At 27.7% G+C, this 20068-nt stretch carries 19 protein-coding genes; all 19 read left to right on the top strand.

All coding sequences use genetic code 11. From position 1 onward, the window contains the following. The coding region (locus tag ACRDDE_RS13030) for a sensor histidine kinase (RefSeq protein WP_438627913.1) at window positions 1-1305 on the top strand (1305 nt) is incomplete at its 5' end. A gap of 121 nt (window positions 1306-1426) precedes the next feature. After that, window positions 1427-2338, top strand: a complete 912-nt coding sequence (locus ACRDDE_RS13025) for an LCP family protein (RefSeq protein WP_438627911.1) — start codon at window positions 1427-1429, stop codon at window positions 2336-2338. Window positions 2339-2628: 290 nt separating this feature from the next. Next, window positions 2629-3348 carry a YveK family protein gene (locus ACRDDE_RS13020; RefSeq protein ID WP_438627909.1) on the top strand — a complete coding sequence of 240 codons (720 nt, stop codon included), beginning with the start codon at window positions 2629-2631 and terminating at the stop codon, window positions 3346-3348. Continuing rightward, window positions 3326-4000 (top strand): CpsD/CapB family tyrosine-protein kinase, encoded by a 675-nt coding sequence (locus ACRDDE_RS13015; protein ID WP_438627907.1) that lies wholly within the window; start codon window positions 3326-3328, stop codon window positions 3998-4000. The genes ACRDDE_RS13020 and ACRDDE_RS13015 overlap by 23 nt, the downstream gene beginning before the upstream one ends. Window positions 4001-4123: 123 nt before the next feature. Continuing rightward, a complete protein-coding gene (locus ACRDDE_RS13010) occupies window positions 4124-4825 on the top strand; it encodes a hypothetical protein (protein ID WP_438627905.1) in 702 nt (233 codons plus the stop codon). A gap of 19 nt (window positions 4826-4844) precedes the next feature. Beyond that, window positions 4845-5669, top strand: a complete 825-nt coding sequence (locus ACRDDE_RS13005) for a stalk domain-containing protein (protein WP_438627903.1) — start codon at window positions 4845-4847, stop codon at window positions 5667-5669. Between the two features lie 344 nt (window positions 5670-6013). Continuing rightward, entirely contained in the window at window positions 6014-6706 is a 693-nt protein-coding gene (locus ACRDDE_RS13000; protein WP_438627901.1) for a YveK family protein, read from the top strand. 1 nt (window position 6707) lies between these two features. Next, complete coding sequence (locus ACRDDE_RS12995) at window positions 6708-7421, top strand: CpsD/CapB family tyrosine-protein kinase (RefSeq protein ID WP_438627899.1); 714 nt, start codon at window positions 6708-6710, stop codon at window positions 7419-7421. Between the two features lie 181 nt (window positions 7422-7602). Further along, a complete protein-coding gene (locus ACRDDE_RS12990) occupies window positions 7603-9498 on the top strand; it encodes a polysaccharide biosynthesis protein (protein WP_438627897.1) in 1896 nt (631 codons plus the stop codon). An 8-nt stretch (window positions 9499-9506) separates the two neighbouring features. After that, a complete protein-coding gene (locus ACRDDE_RS12985; RefSeq protein WP_438627895.1) occupies window positions 9507-10142 on the top strand; it encodes a sugar transferase in 636 nt (211 codons plus the stop codon). 14 nt (window positions 10143-10156) lie between these two features. After that, window positions 10157-11293: a DegT/DnrJ/EryC1/StrS family aminotransferase gene (locus ACRDDE_RS12980; protein WP_438627893.1), complete on the top strand. Its 1137-nt coding sequence runs from the start codon at window positions 10157-10159 to the stop codon at window positions 11291-11293. A 13-nt stretch (window positions 11294-11306) separates the two neighbouring features. Further along, a complete protein-coding gene (locus ACRDDE_RS12975; protein ID WP_438627891.1) occupies window positions 11307-12305 on the top strand; it encodes a glycosyltransferase family 2 protein in 999 nt (332 codons plus the stop codon). Between the two features lie 13 nt (window positions 12306-12318). After that, the gene (locus tag ACRDDE_RS12970) at window positions 12319-13623 is read left to right on the top strand and encodes a nucleotide sugar dehydrogenase (RefSeq protein ID WP_438627889.1); all 1305 of its coding nucleotides are present in this window, start codon (window positions 12319-12321) and stop codon (window positions 13621-13623) included. 91 nt (window positions 13624-13714) lie between these two features. Next, window positions 13715-14512: a glycosyltransferase family 2 protein gene (locus ACRDDE_RS12965; RefSeq protein ID WP_438627887.1), complete on the top strand. Its 798-nt coding sequence runs from the start codon at window positions 13715-13717 to the stop codon at window positions 14510-14512. A 16-nt stretch (window positions 14513-14528) separates the two neighbouring features. Further along, entirely contained in the window at window positions 14529-15719 is a 1191-nt protein-coding gene (locus ACRDDE_RS12960; RefSeq protein ID WP_438627885.1) for a hypothetical protein, read from the top strand. 14 nt (window positions 15720-15733) lie between these two features. Then, entirely contained in the window at window positions 15734-16831 is a 1098-nt protein-coding gene (locus tag ACRDDE_RS12955; RefSeq protein WP_438627883.1) for a glycosyltransferase, read from the top strand. Between the two features lie 22 nt (window positions 16832-16853). After that, window positions 16854-17390, top strand: a complete 537-nt coding sequence (locus tag ACRDDE_RS12950) for an acyltransferase (RefSeq protein ID WP_438627881.1) — start codon at window positions 16854-16856, stop codon at window positions 17388-17390. Window positions 17391-17745: 355 nt separating this feature from the next. Continuing rightward, window positions 17746-18774, top strand: a complete 1029-nt coding sequence (galE, locus tag ACRDDE_RS12945) for a UDP-glucose 4-epimerase GalE (RefSeq protein ID WP_438627879.1) — start codon at window positions 17746-17748, stop codon at window positions 18772-18774. Window positions 18775-19037: 263 nt separating this feature from the next. Beyond that, entirely contained in the window at window positions 19038-20039 is a 1002-nt protein-coding gene (gene galE, locus ACRDDE_RS12940) for a UDP-glucose 4-epimerase GalE (RefSeq protein WP_438627877.1), read from the top strand. Window positions 20040-20068: the final 29 nt, after the last annotated feature.

The raw sequence follows: 20068 nt of genomic DNA, 5'->3' as shown, positions 1-20068 counted from the left end.
TTTATATCTATAGTAGTAATATTTTTAATAACTTATATATCTCAATTTATAGTATTTAGAGTTTGGACTATAAAATATGAAAAAGAAGAAATTCAATCAAGAGCCAATGAATTAGAAATTTTACTTAATAACAACAGCTCGGATGAAGTGCAAAAAGAAATTTTAGAATCTATGAATTTAAACGCTATTATATATAATTCAGATAACAAAGAAATTTTAAATACAATGGATGAAAAACCTAAACATTTCAATTATCAAAAACCAAGTTCATATATTATAGATACATCTTTGAGCGTAAATAATGACAAGGTAAGCTTAATAACTCCTGTGCATATAGGAAATCAAAAATACTATATGTATTTAGAGCGAGAAAGTGAATTATATGATGATTTCCTGGAAAATACAATCCTTATAATTGTTTTTATGTTGATAATAGGATTAATAATAAGTTTAATAGCAGGAATATATATATCAAGACAGTTTATAAAAAAATTAAACAACTTAAGCAACACTATGAAAGAGGTACAAGAAAAAGGAATAACAAGTAGAGTATATATACAAAACCCAAAAGATGAGTTTGATAAAGTTAATATAATATTTAATGAAATGATGGACTCAGTTGAACATTCATTTGGAGTTCAAAGACAGTTTGTTCAAGACGCATCACATGAACTTAGAACGCCTCTAACCATATTAAAAGGACATTTAAAGATGTTAGATAGATGGGGAAAAAATGATCCTGAAACACTAAATAAATCGCTTAAAATAAGTTTAGATGAAGTTGATAGATTAACAAAACTTGTAAATGACTTATTAGAACTCGGGAAATTGGACAACAAAACAATAGTTGATGAAGAAATAGAAAAAATAAACTTAGAAGCTTCAATCGATCAAGTTATATATGACTTTGAAGTCATAAGAAAAGATGTTGATTTTAAATTTGAGTGTGAAAAAGATGCTTATATTTATATGAACAAGAAACATTTTAAGCAACTTTTCATAATATTTATAGATAATGCTATAAAGTACTGTGAAAAAGATGAAAAGGAAATACAAATAAAAGTGTACAGAGAAAAAAGGAAAATGTATATATCTATAAAAGACAATGGCATAGGAATAGAAAAAGAAGAAATTCCAAAGATAACAGATAAATTCTATAGAGTTGATAAATCAAGAAAATATAACAATAGCTTTGGAATAGGACTATCTATTGCAGCTCAAATAATTAATTTATACAGCTATAAATTGAAAATTAAAAGTGAAGTTGGAATAGGTACAGAGATAATTATAGAATGTAATCAATAAACCAAGGATGAAAAGTAAATCCTTGGTTTTACTTTTTGCTAAAGAAAAATAAGTAGCAACCGATATTTATATGTGCTAATATATGGATATCTAAATTAATAATTAGTATAGGGAGGATTTTATGAGTACTTTCAAAAAAATAGTCATAGGATTAGTTATTTTCATTGTAGCTGTTCCGATGGTGGCTTTTGGATATTTTTATTTTAAGCTAAACTCTATATATGATAGTAGTGCAGCTAAAGATGTAAAAGAAAAGGTTGAAAAAGCTGATGATAAAGATGGTATAACTAATATATTATTAGCTGGAGTTGATGGAAATAATTTAGACAAGGGAAATAGATCTGATTCTATGATGGTTTTAACTATCGATGAAAAAAATAATGATATTAGAATAACTTCTCTTGCACGTGATACTTATGTTCAAATTCCAGGTTATGGAGAAGAAAAATTAACGCATGCTTACGCTTATGGAGGGCCTGCACTTTTACTTCAAACTATAGATAAAAACTTTGGACTTAAAATTGACAAGTATGCTGTTGTAAGTTTTAGCTCTTTTGAAAAAATTATAGATGCTTTAGGTGGAGTTGAAATAGATGTATTACCTAAAGAGGTAAGTTATATTCCAGGTGTAAATAGTGCTGGCAAACAAACTTTAAATGGAGCAGAAGCTCTAGCATACAGTAGAATAAGATATGCAGATGATGCTTATCAAAGAGATAATAGACAAAGAACTGTTATGCAAGCTGCATATAACAAATTATCAAGTAACCCTGGAGACCTTATGGAAATAGGAAACACTATATTAGGATATACAAAAACTAATATACCTCCAATGGAAATATTTAAATTAGCTAATAAAGTTATAAAAATGAAATTTAGTGAATTCCCACAACTTGAATTCCCACTTGAGGGACATAGAGATGGAAAAATAGTAAGTAAAGAAAAAGGATGGGTAATTCTTTGGGATAAAGAATACAATAACGAACAACTTAAAAAATTCATATTTGATTATAAAAATTACACTCAACAATAAGTGAGGGAAAATAAAGCTATCTAAAATATATAGTGGATATGAATAGAAAATATTAAAGTTTTGCTTCCAAAGCTGAAATAATGCTTTAAAGGTAGCTGCAATTTTAATATTTCCTATTCAATTTGATATTTACTATATTTTTAGATAGCTTTTTGCGTTTAGTGAAAATAAAATTTATTTTGGCGAAACGTGTAAAAAAATTGAAAAATTTAGCTAAAAGGTGTAAAGTTTTATAATAAGGCGTCGATACATAAATCGTATGGGGAAAAAAACACCAATAGGAGGGCCAAATGGAAGAAACGATAGACTTAAGGGAATATTTCCAAATAATTAAAAAACGAGCGTGGATAATCGCACTAATAACTGTAATAGCAATGATAATAAGCGGACTTATAAGTTTCTTTGTATTAAAACCAGAATATCAAGCAAGTACAACTTTAATAGTTAATGCAGAACAAAGTGCTGCAACTAATAATATGATAACAGGAGACCAGTTAAATGTTACTCAAAAGTTAACGTTAACATATGGTGAAATAATAAAATCAAAATCAGTACTAAATTCAGTAATAAATAAATTAGATTTAAACATGACTTATGATGAGTTACTTAATAGTTTGAAAGTAGAGACAGTTAAGGATACTCAAATATTATCTATAAGCGTAACAAGTACAAGTCCAAGTAAGGCAATGAAAATAGCTAATGCTATACCTACAATATTTTCTAAAGAAGCAAAAAGGATAACGAATGCAAACAGTGTTGAAGTAATAGACAAGGCAAGAGTACCTGAAAAACCAGTAAAACCTAATAAGGTTATGAATGTAGCAATAGCTGGAGTTTTAGGGTTTATGATAGGACTATTTATAGTATTCTTATTAGAATTTATGGATAGAAAAATGAAAACAACTCAAGATATCGAAAAATATCTAAACTTACCTACACTAGGAGTAGTACCTAATGAAAATATAGAAAAGAAAGGTAGAAAAAAGCATGCTAAAAAGACTAATAACTAAAAGAAATCCAAAATCACCAATATCAGAAGCATATAGAACTATAAGAACTAATATAGAATATTCAAATGTAGATAAAGAAATAAAATCAATACTAGTAACAAGTTCTCAGCAAAATGAAGGTAAAAGTACAGTAATAGCTAATTTAGCAGTAAGCTTTGCTGCTATGGAAGGTAAAAAAATACTAGTAGTTGAGGGAGACTTAAGAAACCCAACAGTACATAGAATGTTTAATATAAGCAACACTCATGGAATTACAGATGTTTTAACTGGACAAAAATCATTTGATGAATGTGTTAACAAAACAGAAGTAAATGGCTTAGAAGTATTAACTTGTGGTAAAATACCTCCAAATCCAGCAGAGATGTTAGCATCAAATAAAATGAAAATATTCTTAGAATCATTGAAAGATTATTATGATTATATATTTATAGATGCACCACCAATAGGAATCATAACTGATGCAGGAATACTATCTACATATACAGACGGAAGTATATTAGTAGTTGCATCAAAAGAAGTAGATATAGAAATGGCACAAATAGCAAAAGAAAGATTAGATAAAGTAGGTGCTAACATACTAGGTGTTGTACTTAACAAGTTTGAAGACACTAATGGATCTTACGGATACTATAACTATTACTATGGAGCATAAAACTTTAAAAAAGTTACCTATTTTGAGGTAACTTTTTTATATTGCGTTCGACAGGTTTAGGCAAAAAAATAAATAAGTAAATGTTATATTATATCAGAGAGTGAAAATTAGGAGGAAATAATGATGAAGTATAAGAAAAATGAAAAACTTGTTATAGTTATAGCTTGTTCTTTAACTGCAGTTGTAGTAGTAGGGTTTACACTCATGGGGGGATCTTTTAAATCAAAAGAAGAACATTATGTATCTAGAGTATCTAGTTCTAAATCAGAAATAAACATATCTAAAGATGATTATGAAATTATAAAACAAGAAGAAAAAGATGGAGTAAACACATTTGTAGTTTTAGAAAAAAAGGACTTTAATAAAGAGGAAATTGGACAGCTTTCAAAAAATATAATAAAGGATATGAATAAAAACTTTAACATATACATATTCGATGATAAAGAAAAAGCACAAGATTTCAACTATGAAGCAGCTAAAACTCAAATTCTTATAAAAGCAGTAGATCAACAACAAGTAGAAATTCAAACATACCACACAATAAAAGAAGAATCTAAAAGCGTACCACAATATTATGCAGTAGAATCTATAAAAGATGCAAACGGGAAAACTCAAATATCATTAAGTCTTGAAAGTATAAAACAACCTGAAAAAGCATTAAGTCAAATGAAGTTTTTAGGAGAAACAATAAAGGATTTAAATAAAGATAAAAAGATAGAAGAATTAGAAATAAAAGCATTTAGTAAAGATAGTCAAGCTCCAAATTGGGAATACACATCAGAAAATAAAAACTTAGTTATACAAAATGAATTAGTAGAAATATAAAATTAGAAAGGAGTACACTATGAAAAATAAAAAAATACTAGCTCTAACAACAGTAATAGCATTATCTACAACAACACTTGCATTTGCAAATGAAATAAAAATAGTTGAAAAAAATGGACAAGATTACGTTCCCTTTAAAACATTAGTAAAAAAACTAGGTGGAGAAGTAAAAGAATCTAAAGAAGAATTAAAAGTAAGTGTAAATTCAAAAGAAGTAATAATTCAAAACAAATCATCTTTTGCAAAAGTAGATGAAAATTACTATCCATTAGAAGAAAAAGAAATAAACGGATACAAAATTCCAATAGATACAAAACCAATATACGAAAACAAAGAGTTATATGTATCTCCGGAATTTTTAAAAAGCGCTAACTTATTAAATTTTGATATTGAAGATGGAAAATTAATAATAAATAACAAAGTTGAAAAACAAACTGTCTCAACAGTAAAGGAAGAACCTAAAAAAGAAATGCTTCAAAGTAGTTCTGAAGTAAAAAAAGAAGAACCTAAAAAAGAAGAACCTAAAAAAGAAACTCAAGAAAAGCCTCAAACAACAAAGCCTAGTAAGCCAAGTAGACCGAGCAATAATCACAGTAATAGTAATAATAATTCGAATAATAACACTACTAGTAAACCGGATAACAATAATAGTTCAAGTAACAACTCAAATAATAATAATAGTAACAATAATAACTCAAATAACAATAATACTGGTTCAAATAATGGATCTAGTGAAGACAACAATAATAATACTGAAAGTAATAACGGAAGCAATACAAATGGGGGAAATACTGGTACTGATAACTCACAAAATAATGATTCTCAAACTAGTACAGGAGAATAAAAAATTCGCTTCGCTTGAGCGACTACGTCTGCGAACCACTTCATGTCGCCAACGACTTCGTCCGTTGCTCAAAATGTCATTTTTTACTTTCACTAATATTTTGATGTGACTATACTTCATAAGTTATCAACAAATATTCGTTAATCATAAATTATTTAAGCATAAAAAATAAGAAATGTCGAAAAAACACTAAAGAATATTCTGAAAAAGTCGATATATGTAAAATAAAGAGAGCCTTTGTAGAAACTATATACAAATATAGCATAAAATGCTAATATATAGCACGTAAAATAGATCAAAATAGGCAGAAAAACGAAGAAAATAAGCAGAAAATGGAGGCAAAAATGGAAGAGACTATCGACTTAAAAGAGTATTTTCAGATTATCAAAAAAAGAGCATGGATAATAGTTTTAATAACATCAGTAGCGGTAATCATAAGCGCAATCATAAGCTTTTTTGTACTAAGTCCAGTGTATGAATCAGATACAACAATTTTAGTAAATAGCGATAAAGCACCTGGAACGGATGTCATAACAACTGACCAGATAAATGTTTCTGAAAAGCTGGCAGTAACTTATGGAGAAATAATAAAGTCAAAGGCCGTATTAGATGAAGTAACAAAATCACTAGGCATAAAAGGTGGTTACGAAGAAATAGCCGATAAAATAAACGTCTCGTCAGTTAATGAAACTCAAATAATTTCAGTATCAGTCCAAGATACAAATCCTCAAAGAGCAGCTGATATAGCAAACGCTATACCAAAAGCATTCACTAAGGAAGTTAAGCGAATAACAAAAGCTAACAGTGTAAAGGTTATAGACAAAGGAATTGTTCCTAAAACACCTATAAAGCCAAATAAAATAATGAATATCGCAATTGCTGCAGTACTAGGAATAATGATATCTTTATTTGTTATATTCTTACTTGAGTATCTAGACAATAAAATAAAAGTACCTCAAGATATAGAAAAACACTTAGGATTACCACTACTAGGAGTAATACCTCATGAAAATAAAGGTAAGAAAGGTGGTAAATAAGATGATAAATATAACAGCATTTAATGATCCCAAATCACCAATAGCAGAAAGCTATAGAAGTATTAGAACTAATATACAATTTTCTAAACTTGACAATGAAATGAAAACGATAGTAATAACAAGTTCTAAACAAGATGAAGGAAAAACAACAGTTGCATCTAATTTAGCTGTTAGTTTTGCTTCTTTAGAAGGAAAAAGAGTTTTATTAATAGATGCAGATCTTAGAAATCCAAGTGTTCATAAAATGTTTAGTAAACCTAATGCATTAGGTTTAACTGATGTTTTAACAGGAAAAAAAGAGTTAAAACAATGTGTTCAAAACACAGAGTTAGAAAATTTACAAATTATAACAGCGGGAACTATTCCTCCAAATCCAGCGGAGATATTAGAATCAAAAAAAATGAGAGAATTTATAAATGGCTTAAGAGATCACTATGATTATATATTTATAGATACACCACCAATAGGAATTATTATGGATGCAGGGGTTGTAGCTAACTATGCAGATGGAACGATTTTTGTAGTTGGAGCTAAAGATGTAGAAACAGAAAGAGCAAAAATAGCTAAAGAAAGACTAGAAAAAGTTAAAGCTAATGTAATTGGTGCCGTACTTAATAAATATATAGAAAAAAATGGTTCGTATGGTTACTATAGCTATTATTATGAACAAAGTGATTCAAGCAGAACTTCTAAACATAAAAAGAAGAAACGCTAAAAATTTATGCACTAAAATCGGCGAAAATTTTAGTGCACCAAACAAGTTTAACATTATGAAAATTTGAAATTTATTGCTTAGGGGTTATGGTAGCACCCTTGTAAATATATATTACGGATGCTACCTAAGAAACTTTATATTAAAATTAAAAAAATTTATATTAAAAAGGGGGATTAGTTTTATGGAGACTGAAATCGCAGCCCCAGAGAAGGAAAGTGTATTAGAAAATTTATTAGGTAAGTACAAGACGAGACAACTAATTTTAGTTGGAACAGATATTGCATGTATAGTGCTATCATTTATAGTTTCTACTTGGATAATCTACTCACAATACGAACTAGAGCATATAGCTATGGGAGCAATTTTAATTTATATATTTGTAAGTATAGTAACTTTATCGATATGTAGATGTTACCACAGCTTATGGAGATATGCAGGAGAAGAAGAACTACTTGCAATAGTAGTTGCGTGTACATTATCAGTAATAGCAACTTGTTTAATACACCTATTAATGGGAATGAAATTTTCAATAACTTTTTACATTTTAAACACCATATTAACTATATCATTAACAGGAGGAACAAGACTTCTTTATAGAACAGGTAGAAGAGTTTTAATAAGAAGTGGTTTGAAAGAAAAATCATCAAATGTACTTATTGTAGGAGCAGGAAGTGCAGGAGATATGGTAATCCAAGAACTTAAAAATAATCCTCAACTTTTAAAAAAACCTATAGGAATATTAGATGATGACGTAAGTAAAAAAGGTAGAAGAATACATAATATACCGATTTTAGGAAATATAAAAGATGTACATGACCTAGTAGAAAAATATGATATTGATGAAATTATAATAGCAATCGCTAAAATAAGTAAACATGAAAAGAAACATATTATAGAAATTTGTAAACAGACAAAATGTAAATTAAGAACAATACCTGGTGTATATGAAATTATTGATGGAAAAGTAGATATAAAAAAAATCAGGGATGTTCAAATTGAAGACTTGCTAGGAAGAGAACCAATAAAAGTAAACTTAGCTGAAATGAGTCAGTATTTACAAAATAAAGTAGTTTTAGTAACAGGTGGTGGAGGAAGCATTGGAAGCGAACTATGTAGACAAGTAGCAAGCTTTAATCCAAAACAACTCATAATACTCGATAACTACGAAAATAACGCATACGCAATTCAACAAGAGTTAATAAGAAAATACGGTAGCAGTTTAAATCTTAAAACAGTAATAGCATCAATTAGAGAAGAAAAGCGTATGGATGAAATATTTAATAAGTATAGACCTGATGCAGTATTCCATGCAGCAGCGCATAAGCATGTTCCGCTTATGGAAAAAAGCCCAAGTGAGGCTATAAAAAATAACATATTTGGAACAAGAAACGTAGCAACACTTGCAGATAAATACAAAGTAAAAAGATTTGTACTTATATCTACAGATAAAGCTGTTAACCCAACTAATATAATGGGAGCAACAAAAAGAGCAGCAGAAATGATAATACAAACTATGAATGAAAAAAGTGAAACAGAGTTTGTAGCAGTTAGGTTTGGAAATGTACTTGGAAGTAACGGAAGTGTTATTCCATTATTTAAAAAACAAATTGAAGAAGGTGGACCAGTAACTATAACTCACCCAGATATTATACGATACTTTATGACAATACCAGAAGCCGTTCAACTGGTTATACAAGCAGGAGCTATGGCAAAAGGTGGAGAGATATTTGTACTTGATATGGGAGATCCAGTTAAGATAGTTGATTTAGCGGACAATTTAATTAGACTTAGCGGATTTGAACCAAATATAGATATAAAAATCAAGTTTACTGGACTTAGACCAGGAGAAAAGTTATATGAAGAATTACTTATGTCAGAGGAAGGTTTAACTAACACTAATCATAAGAAAATATTTATTGGAAAGCCAATAGATTTTGATTCAGAAAGATGCAAGATGCATTTAGAGATTTTAAAGTCTATTGTTGATAAAGAAGAGGTAGAGCTAATTGATAACGTAATGAGAGAGTTAGTTACTACATATATAAGACCGGAAGAAGTGAATAGAAATATAGGGTAGGTGAAGTGATGGAGTATGGAAAAGCAAAAACCTTGCCAGTTAAATTAAGTTTAGAAAAGCGTTGTGCAAAAAGACTATTTGATATAGTTGTTTCGCTTGTAGGATTGATAGTTGCGATTCCAGTAATATTAATAGCGGCATTTTTGGTACGAGTAAAATATAAGGAGAGTGGATTTTTCGCTCAGAGTAGAATAGGTAAGGATGGTAAAGAATTTAAGATAATTAAAATTAAAACAATGTCATCTAAAATAGATTTTAATACAACAGTTACAACAAAATTTGATCCTAGAATAACAGAATTAGGAAAAATTTTTAGAAAAACTAAAATAGATGAATTACCACAACTAATAAATGTATTCAAAGGAGATATGAGTTTTGTTGGACCAAGACCAGATGTTAAGGAATTAGTATACACTATACCAGAAGAGGTAAGAGAAATATTCTTATCTATAAGACCTGGCATAACAGGACCAGCAACGTTAAAATATCGAAATGAAGAAGAAATATTAGCCTCAGTAGAAGATCCTCAACTGTATAATGAGGAAGTTATATTTCCTGATAAAGTAGAAATAAACTTAGAATATATAAGAGGATATAGCTTTATAAAGGATATAGGCTATATACTAAAAACCGTTTTTAAATAGAGGGGGAATTATCAATGACTAAAAGAATATACCTTGCATCACCTCATATGGGAGGAGAAGAAATAAATTATATAAATGAAGCATTTGATACTAATTGGATTGCACCACTTGGGCCAAATGTTAGTGAATTTGAAAAATCAGTATGTAATTATACAGGTGCACAATCTGCTACAGCATTAATTAGCGGAACAAGCGCTATACATCTAGCACTTAAATGTTTAGGAGTAGGACAAGGAGATATTGTATTTTGTTCAACATTAACTTTTTCAGCTACTGCAAATCCTATAATATATCAAGGTGCGGAGCCTGTATTTATAGATTCTGAGTATGAATCTTGGAACATGAGCCCAATTGCACTTCAAAAAGCTTTTGATGATGCAGAGAAAAACAACAAAATGCCAAAGGCTGTTATAGTAGTTAATTTGTATGGACAAAGTGCAGATTACGATAAGTTAAAAGATATATGTAATAAATACAATGTTTCTATTATAGAAGATGCGGCTGAGTCTTTAGGTGCAACTTACAAAGGAGCTCAAAGTGGAACTATAGGCGATATAGGTATATATTCATTTAATGGAAACAAGATAATCACTACTTCTGGTGGTGGAATGATAGTTTCCGATAATAATGAATATACTAAAAAAGCTCTTTTTTGGGCAACTCAATCTAGAGAAGCTGAAAGACATTATGAGCATAAGGAACTAGGTTTTAATTATAGAATGAGCAATATTGTAGCTGGAATAGGTAGAGGTCAGATGAAAGTTCTAGATAATAGAATTTTTAAGAAAAAAGAAATTTATGAAGCTTACAAAGAAGCTTTTAGCGATATAGATGAAATAGAAATGATGGCTATATGTGATTTTGGAGAACCAAATTATTGGTTATCAGTAGCAACTTTAAAGGAAGATTGTAAGGTTAAGCCATTAGATATAATGATGGCCTTAGAAAAATCAAATATAGAGTCAAGACCAGTATGGAAACCAATGCATATGCAGCCAATTTTTAAAAAATTTAAGTTCTTTAGTTCATTAGTCGAAGGAAGTATATCAGAAGATTTATTTAATAGAGGAATATGTCTACCTTCTGATACTAAAATGAATAGCTATGATATAAAAAAAGTAGTTAATGTAATACTAGGATTATTTAAGTAGATAGGAGTTTAGGATGAATGTAATTGTTAGTATAGTTATACCAACCTTGAATGAAGAAAAATATATAGAAAAATGTATAAATTCTATATTAGAAATGGATTATCCTAAGGATAAAATAGAAGTACTATTTGTTGATGGAAGAAGCAATGATAAAACTCGAGATTTAATAAATCTATATGCTAGTCAATATAAATTTATAAGGATTATAGATAATCCAGAAAAAATAGTGCCTATTGCAATGAATAAGGGAATAAGAGAATCTAGAGGGAAATATATAATGAGACTTGATGCACACTCAGAATATCCCAAAAATTATATAAGTAAGCTTATATATTGGAAAGAAAAGTTAAATGCAGATAATGTTGGAGCTGTTTGTGAATCAGATGTTATAAATAAAAATAAAATTTCAAGTTCTATAGCCAAAGTTTTAAAAAATAAATTTGGAGTAGGAAATAGTTTATTTAGAGTAGGCGTAGATAAACCTATGAAGGTTGACACAGTTCCATTTGGGCTATATAAAAGGGATATATTTGAAAGAGTAGGATATTATGATGAGAGGTTAGAGAGAAATCAAGATATAGAACTTAATAAGAGAATTTTAAAAAATGGAGGTACAATATATTTAGTACCTGATGTAAGATTTAAATATTTTGCAAGAGATAATTTAAAATCACTATGGAAAAATAATTACTTAAATGGTAAGTGGAACATATTAACAATTATTTATACAAAAGACTTAAGATCTCTTAGTATTAGACATTTTATTCCGCTAATATTTGTACTATCGATATTAATACCAATTTTACTATCATTTTTTTATGAAAAATTAATAATTATAAGTATCATTTCTTTTATAGCTTATAATTTTTTAGTTTTTATTATTTCATTTAGAATTAATGATAGAACATCATCATTTTGGAATTTAATTAAATCATTTTATATATTGCATATTTCTTATGGAATTGGATCAATAGTTGGAATTTTAAAAGGCACATTCAAAGGTAAAAACTAAGGAGGAAATAAAAATGAACTTATATGAAAAAATTTTAAAAAAAGAGGAAAAAATATCAGTTGTTGGATTAGGTTACGTAGGAGTACCTTTAGCTGTTGAATTTGCAAAGTACGTAGATGTTATTGGATTTGATATAAATAAGTCTAAAGTAGAGGAGTATGTAAATGGGAAAGATGCTACTAAAGAAGTTGGAGATGAAGAACTAAAGAAGAGCAAGGTTGAATTTACAACAGATGAGACTAAGTTGAAAGAAGCTAAATTCCATATTGTTGCAGTACCAACTCCTATAAATAGTGATAAAACACCAGATTTAAAACCTGTAATAGGAGCAACTAAGACAGTTGCACGAAATTTAACAAAAGGATCTGTTATAGTATATGAGTCAACTGTTTATCCAGGTACAACAGAAGAAATATGCATACCTATATTAGAGGAAGTGTCGGGCTTAAAGTATGGTGAAGATTTTAAGGTGGGGTATTCACCAGAACGAATAAATCCAGGAGACAAAGTAAATAGATTAACAACTATAATAAAAATTGTTTCGGGTTGTGATGATGAAACATTAGATATAGTAGCAAAAGTATATGAGATAGTTATAGAAGCTGGAGTATATAGAGCAGAAAGTATAAAAGTAGCAGAAGCTGCTAAAGTTATAGAAAACTCTCAAAGGGATATAAATATAGCATTTATGAATGAACTAGCTATGGTATTTAACAAAATGAACATAGATACTCAAGCTGTTTTGGAAGCAGCTGGAACTAAGTGGAATTTTTTAAACTTTAGACCTGGATTAGTTGGAGGTCACTGTATAGGAGTTGATCCATATTACTTTATATATAAGGCTGAGGAGCTAGGTTATCATTCTCAAATAATACTTTCAGGAAGAATGATAAATGACGGAATGGCGAAATATATAGCAGAAAATACTATAAAAAGTCTTATAAAAGCAGAAAAACAAATAAAAGGATCTAAAGTAGCTATGATGGGATTAACATTCAAGGAAAACTGTCCGGATACTAGGAACACTAAAGTTGTAGATATAATACGTGAGCTAGAAGATTATGGAGTTGAAGTGATAGTATATGACCCTGTTGCGGATAAAGAAGAAACAAACAAAGAATATGGAATAAAATTAACAAATTTAAGTGAAATTAAAAATATAGATGCTATTATTTGTGCTGTAGCTCATGATGAAATTAAAAATATAGATACAAATATTCTAAACAAACTATATACTAATGGCAAAAAAGTTTTAATAGATGTAAAAGGAATATTTGAAAGAGATAAATTAAAAGAATTTTTATATTGGAGATTATAATTTAAGAAATATTTTGAATGAAAAGGAGGATTTTTAGATTCTCCTTTTTAATCTTAAAAAGTTATTAAGTCGTGTATAAAGGAGCATAAAAATGATAAGTATTATATTACCAACTTTGGGGAATAGAGAATATGAATTAAAAAGATTAATCAAAAGTTTGAATCAACAAGACAAAGAGAGCTTTGAACTTATAGTCGTTTCACAAGGTAATCATGAATTGGTATCAAATATCCTAAAAGAAGGTAATTTTGATTGTAAGCATATAAAAATGAATAGTAAGGGATTATCCAAAGCTAGAAATGAAGGGCTAAAATATGTAAATGGAAACATAGTAACACTTGGAGATGATGATTGTTGGTACCCAAATAATATTTTTAAACAACTAGAGAATATTATAAAAAAGGAACAGATTCAAATAGGCTGTTTCAGGATTTTAGATTTAGAAAAGAATGAAATGTATAAAAACTATAGAGATGAGATAAAAAAATCAATAAGTGAGTTAGACATTTTTAAGGTTAGTTCAATTGAAATTTTTATAAATTTAGATATAGTTTCAATTGAGTTTGTGAAGTTTGATGAGAAATTTGGGTTAGGGGCAATTTATAAAACTGGAGAAGAAAATATTTTATTAAATGATTTATATAAAAAAAGGTATAAAATTTCATACATGCCTATAACAGCTGTGTACCATCCTAAAAAAGAATCAAACAATTCATTCAATGAAGAACTTTCATTTTGTAGAGGTGCAGTTTTTAAAAGGATGTTTGGAAATTTTAAAGGGTTAACTTATATAAATTTATTATTAATTAAACATATAAGAGATACAGATAATTTATTAAAATGTATATTATCTGCAAATAAAGGATTCTTGCAATTTAAGAATATATAGGAATGAGGTAAGGATTATGGAAATTAAGCTCACAGAAAAAAATAAAAAGAGTATAAACTCTATATTATTAATATTTACTTTGTATATAGGGATACTAACTTACCCATTAACAAACCTAATTGGAAATAGTGCATTTCTATGGACTTCAATTGCTGTAGTAATATTTACATCAATTTATGTTAATAAAAATATAAATCTGAAATTTACATTTATAGTCATTAGTTTTACTATATTTTTTATTTTGAATTATATAAGTGTAGAATATAAGAACTTAGTATTAGAAGAATTTCTAAATTTTTTTAGATCAGGGATTTTAATATTATATTTAGCTAGTAAAGAATTGGACTATAAGGATTTAATTAAGTATTGGTATAGAACAGCTATTATAAGCTTTATAGTTTGTAATTTAATGTTAAGTTTTTTTGTGAAAAGAAATCTGTATATGGATTTTGGAATTTTTATGACATATAACTTTATTATATTTTGTACATATGTATATAAAAAATACAATAAAAAGAAAATTTTTAATTTAATTCTAGTTAGTATATGCTTTGTAGAAATAATAATATTTGCTAATAGAAGTTCTATTTTAATTTGTATATTTACAATTGCTTATTATGAAATAATAAAAATTAAAAAAAATAAAATTTATATATCTATATTAAAGTTATTTTCTATATTTGGATTAAGCATTATTACATTTATGAATTTAGGTAAAGTTTTAAATAGATTAGTATACATATTAAACAATATTGGAGTATACTCATACTCTATTAATAAGGCTATACTGTCTTTACAAAATGGCTTTATAGCTGAATCTTCAGGTAGAGATGATATACTCAGCTTAACTATGGATATAGCTAAAAATTCATATTATATGCCAAAAGGAGTTCGATATCTAGATTATATAACGCACGGAGAATATTTATATACTCATAACATATTTACAGATATATTACTTACATTTGGAATTTTAGGATTGATTTTATTTGTTTTATATATGACTTATATAACATACAAAATGTGTGTATACTCAAGATTTAACTGTGAATTCAAGTATATAGCATCGATTATATATATATATACATTTACAAGGCTGATTCTTAGCTCTACTCTTTGGAAGGAAAGTTTATTCTGGATGTTGATAGGTATAGTTATTTTTTATAATAAAGATTTAAAAGGCGAAACTAAAAAAGTTATAGTATGAAAAGGAAGGTACAAATGAATATTTTATATATGGGATTTATAGATATAAAAAATGAGGGGCATATAGGAGTAAGGAAGAAAATTTTAAGTCAAATAAAGGCTATGAAAAAAAATGGAATGAATGTTGACTATGTACTTCATGATAATGAAAAACTTATTTATAAAACTTCAGATGAAGAAGTTTTTTTATCCTGCTATAGAAATGGAATAGAGAGAAGATATAATATGCTTCACAGTAGAATAGTAGGAATTGCAAAAAAAAGAAATATAGATACAATTTATATTAGATATCCAATTTCGGATATACTTTTTATAAAGTTTTTAAAAGAGGTTAAAAAAAATGGGATTAAAATTTACTTAGAAATTCCTACATACCCTTATGATAAAGAATTAAAAAGCACAACTTTGATAATAGATAAAATTTTTAGGAAAAAACTAAAACGATACGTAGACTATATGGTTACATCATCAGATAGATATAAAAATATATTTGAAACTCCATGCAAATTTGTAGATAACTGTGTGAGTGTAGATGATATAAAATTAAAAAAGCGCTGTGACTATAGTAAAAATAATCAAATAAATTTAATTGCAGTAGCCTTTTTAAATAATTGGCATGGATATGATAAGGTTATAGAAGGTCTAAAAGAATATTATAGTAGAGAAACTAGAAAGTTTAATATAAAATTTAAAATTATAGGTATAGGAAATGATTATAATTATTTGAAGCAATTAACAGATAAATATAATTTAGCTAGTAAAGTTGAACTTGTAGGATCAAAAAACGGTGAAGAGCTTGATGAAGCTTTTGAGGAAGCTGATATAGCATTAAGTTCATTAGCTATACATAGAAAAGACCTTCAATCAGTATCATCATTAAAATCAAGGGAGTATTGTGCTAGAGGTATACCTTTTGTATATGCAGGAAAAGATCCTGGATTTTCAGGAAAAGAGGATTTCGCACTTAAGATAGAAAGCAATGATGATTATATAAATATGGACAATATAATTGAATTTTATAAGGGTATATCTTCTAAAAATAGCATATGCAATGATATGAGAAGTTATGCAAAGAAAAATTTTGAATGGGAAGCATATTTTAAAGAACTGTAAATTAAAAGTAAGGATGAATTTTATGAGATGGATTGACTATAAGATAAAAAGATACATATATATATTGTTTAAAAAAGATTGTATGAAATTAGATTTAAAATATTATAAGTCATTAGGAGTTAAATTCGGAAAAAATATGAGAGCTTTTTCACCTTTGATTTCGTCTGAACCGTATTTATTAGAGTTTGGAGATAATGTAACTATTTCAGGTGGAGTTAATTTTATAACCCATGATAACTCGGTTATAAAATTATTTAAAGATGCAACAGATGTTATAGGCAGTATAAAAATAGGTAACAACTGTTTTATAGGATATGGAAGCATAATTTTGCCTGGAGTTGAGTTAGGAAATAATATAATAGTGGCGGCGGGTAGTGTAGTAACAAAAAGTTTTAATGAAGACGGGATTATAATTGGAGGCAATCCAGCAAAAAAGATTTCTTCTACAAAAGAATATAAATTAAAAATTAAAAATAACTTATTTGATATGAGAGGGTTATCATACGAAAATAAAAAAAGATTAATACAAAATAATGAAAATAAATATTTAAAGAAATAGAAAAACTTATAATTATTAAATAAATACAGCGGTAAATAAGATTAAACTTTAGGTATAAACATTTATTAAAATCATGTGAATTAACCTTTAAGTAATAATAGTGAACAATTTTCACTTAAGATTTAAACTTAATTATAATGTTTAATAAGTTTGTTAAAAAATTTTAATTAAGGTAAATAGAGAAAAATATAACTAAGTGATAAATTTGAATTTTCAGGATATATAAGTATCATTTTTAGCTTAATAATATAAAATGGAAAGCAAAAGTTAATTTTTCTACATTGAAGATACAATATGCAAAATATAAAAGAGAAACTAAGTTAGTACTAAAAAATATAAGTGGGGAGGTTAGACTATGTCAGTTTTAGTAACTGGTGGAGTTGGATACATAGGTAGCCATACTACAATAGAACTTATACAATCAGGTAGAGATGTAATTATAGTAGATAATTTATCTAATAGTAATGTAGTAGTACTAGATAGAATATCAGAAATAACTGGAGTAAAACCTAAGTTTTATGAGCTAGATGTTCAAAATAGAGAAAAATTAGAAGTAGTATTTAAAGAAAATGATATAGATTCGGTAATTCATTTTGCAGCATCTAAAGCAGTTGGAGAGTCTGTTGAAAAACCATTAGAATATTATTCTAATAATATAAAAAATACGTTAGTATTATTAGAGACGATGAGAAAATATAATGTGAAGAATTTTGTATTTAGTTCTTCAGCTACTGTATATGGAGATCCTCATACTTGTCCTATACTAGAAGATTTTCCATTATCAGCTACAAATCCTTATGGACAAACTAAACTTATGATAGAAAATATGCTAAGAGACATATGTAAAGCAGATAAATCTTTAAATGTAGCTATACTAAGATACTTCAATCCTGTTGGAGCTCATAAGAGTGGGAAAATTGGAGAAGAACCAAATGGAATACCAAATAATTTAATGCCATATATAACTAAGGTTGCTATTGGTCAATTAAAAGAACTTAGTGTATTTGGAGATGATTATAATACTCCTGATGGAACAGGTGTTAGAGATTACATACACGTATTAGATTTAGCATGTGGACATGTTAAGGCATTAGAAAAGTTAGAAAGTAAGCCTGGATTAATAACATATAATTTAGGAACAGGAAACGGATATAGTGTATTAGAAATGGTACAAGCATTTAGTAAAGCAAGTGGAAGAAATATTGCTTATAAAATAGCTCCGAGAAGACCTGGAGATATAGCTATGTGTTATGCAGATGCTAGTAAAGCAAAAAAAGAATTGGGCTGGGAAGCTAAATATAATCTTGATGAGATGTGTGAAGATTCTTGGAGATGGCAAAGTTTAAATCCAAATGGATATGAGAAAGAATTAGAATATGTGTAATATATATTAAAATTTATATGAAATTATAAATAGAAGAAAGATAGCCAAAGTAGTTAGAATATATTAAAAATGTAAGTTGTAGTTACCATTTTTATTTAAATCCTAACGAATACAGGTTATCTTTTTTTGTATACTTTATGATATAATCTTCTATGTCTATAAAGATTAAATATTCTGTAAACTTAAATTTGATAAGCTAATTATCAAATTAGGTAGCAAGAGTATAATTAATTTAATAGTATTATAAATTAGGAGGAATAGAGATGAGTATTCTTATAATTGGGGGGGCAGGATACATAGGAAGTCATACAACTAAATATTTTATTGAACAAAATGAAGATGTAATAGTAGTAGATAACTTATTAACAGGGCATAAAGGGGCTTTATCAACTGATAAGTTTTATAACTGTGATATAAGGGATAAAGAAAGTTTAGATAAAGTATTTAAATCAAATAAAATAGAAGCTGTTATACATTTTGCAGCTAACTCATTAGTTGGAGAAAGTATGAAAAAACCATATGAGTATTATCATAATAATGTATATGGAATGATGTGTTTACTAGATGTTATGAAAGAAAATAATGTAGACAAAATAGTATTCTCATCAACAGCAGCTACATATGGAGAACCTAAAAATATACCTATAATGGAGTCTGATGAAACAAATCCAACAAACACTTATGGGGAAACAAAATTAGCAATGGAAAAAATGATGAAATGGTTTGATAATGCTTATAAAACTAAATATGTATCATTAAGATATTTTAATGCAGCAGGAGCCTATTTTGATGGAAGCATCGGTGAAGATCATAAAACAGAAACTCATTTAATACCATTGATACTTCAAGTTCCTTTAGGTAAAAGAGAATATATAAGTATATTTGGAAATGATTATGATACAAAAGATGGTACCTGTATAAGAGATTATATCCATGTTATGGATTTAGCAGATGCACATTATAAAGCATTAGAGTATTTAAGAAAAGGAAATGAAAGTGATATTTTCAATTTAGGAAATGGTAATGGATATTCAGTTAAAGAAGTTATAGATATAGCTAGAAAGATAACTGATTTTAATATACCTGCAATAGCGGAAGAAAGAAGAGGTGGAGATCCAGCTGTTCTTATTGCTTCTAGTGAAAAAGCTAAAGATATACTTAAATGGAATCCTAAGTTTGATTCTTTAGAAAAGATAATAGAGGATGCTTGGAATTGGCACAAAAACAATCCTAATGGATATTCTAAGGAAAAGTGTAGCATATAAATAATTTAAACAATAAAAAAGAGATGACT

The organism is Paraclostridium sp. (assembly GCF_051656405.1).
Taxonomy (GTDB): Bacteria; Bacillota; Clostridia; order Peptostreptococcales; family Peptostreptococcaceae; genus Paraclostridium.
This window is presented reverse-complemented; position numbering and strand designations above follow the sequence as displayed.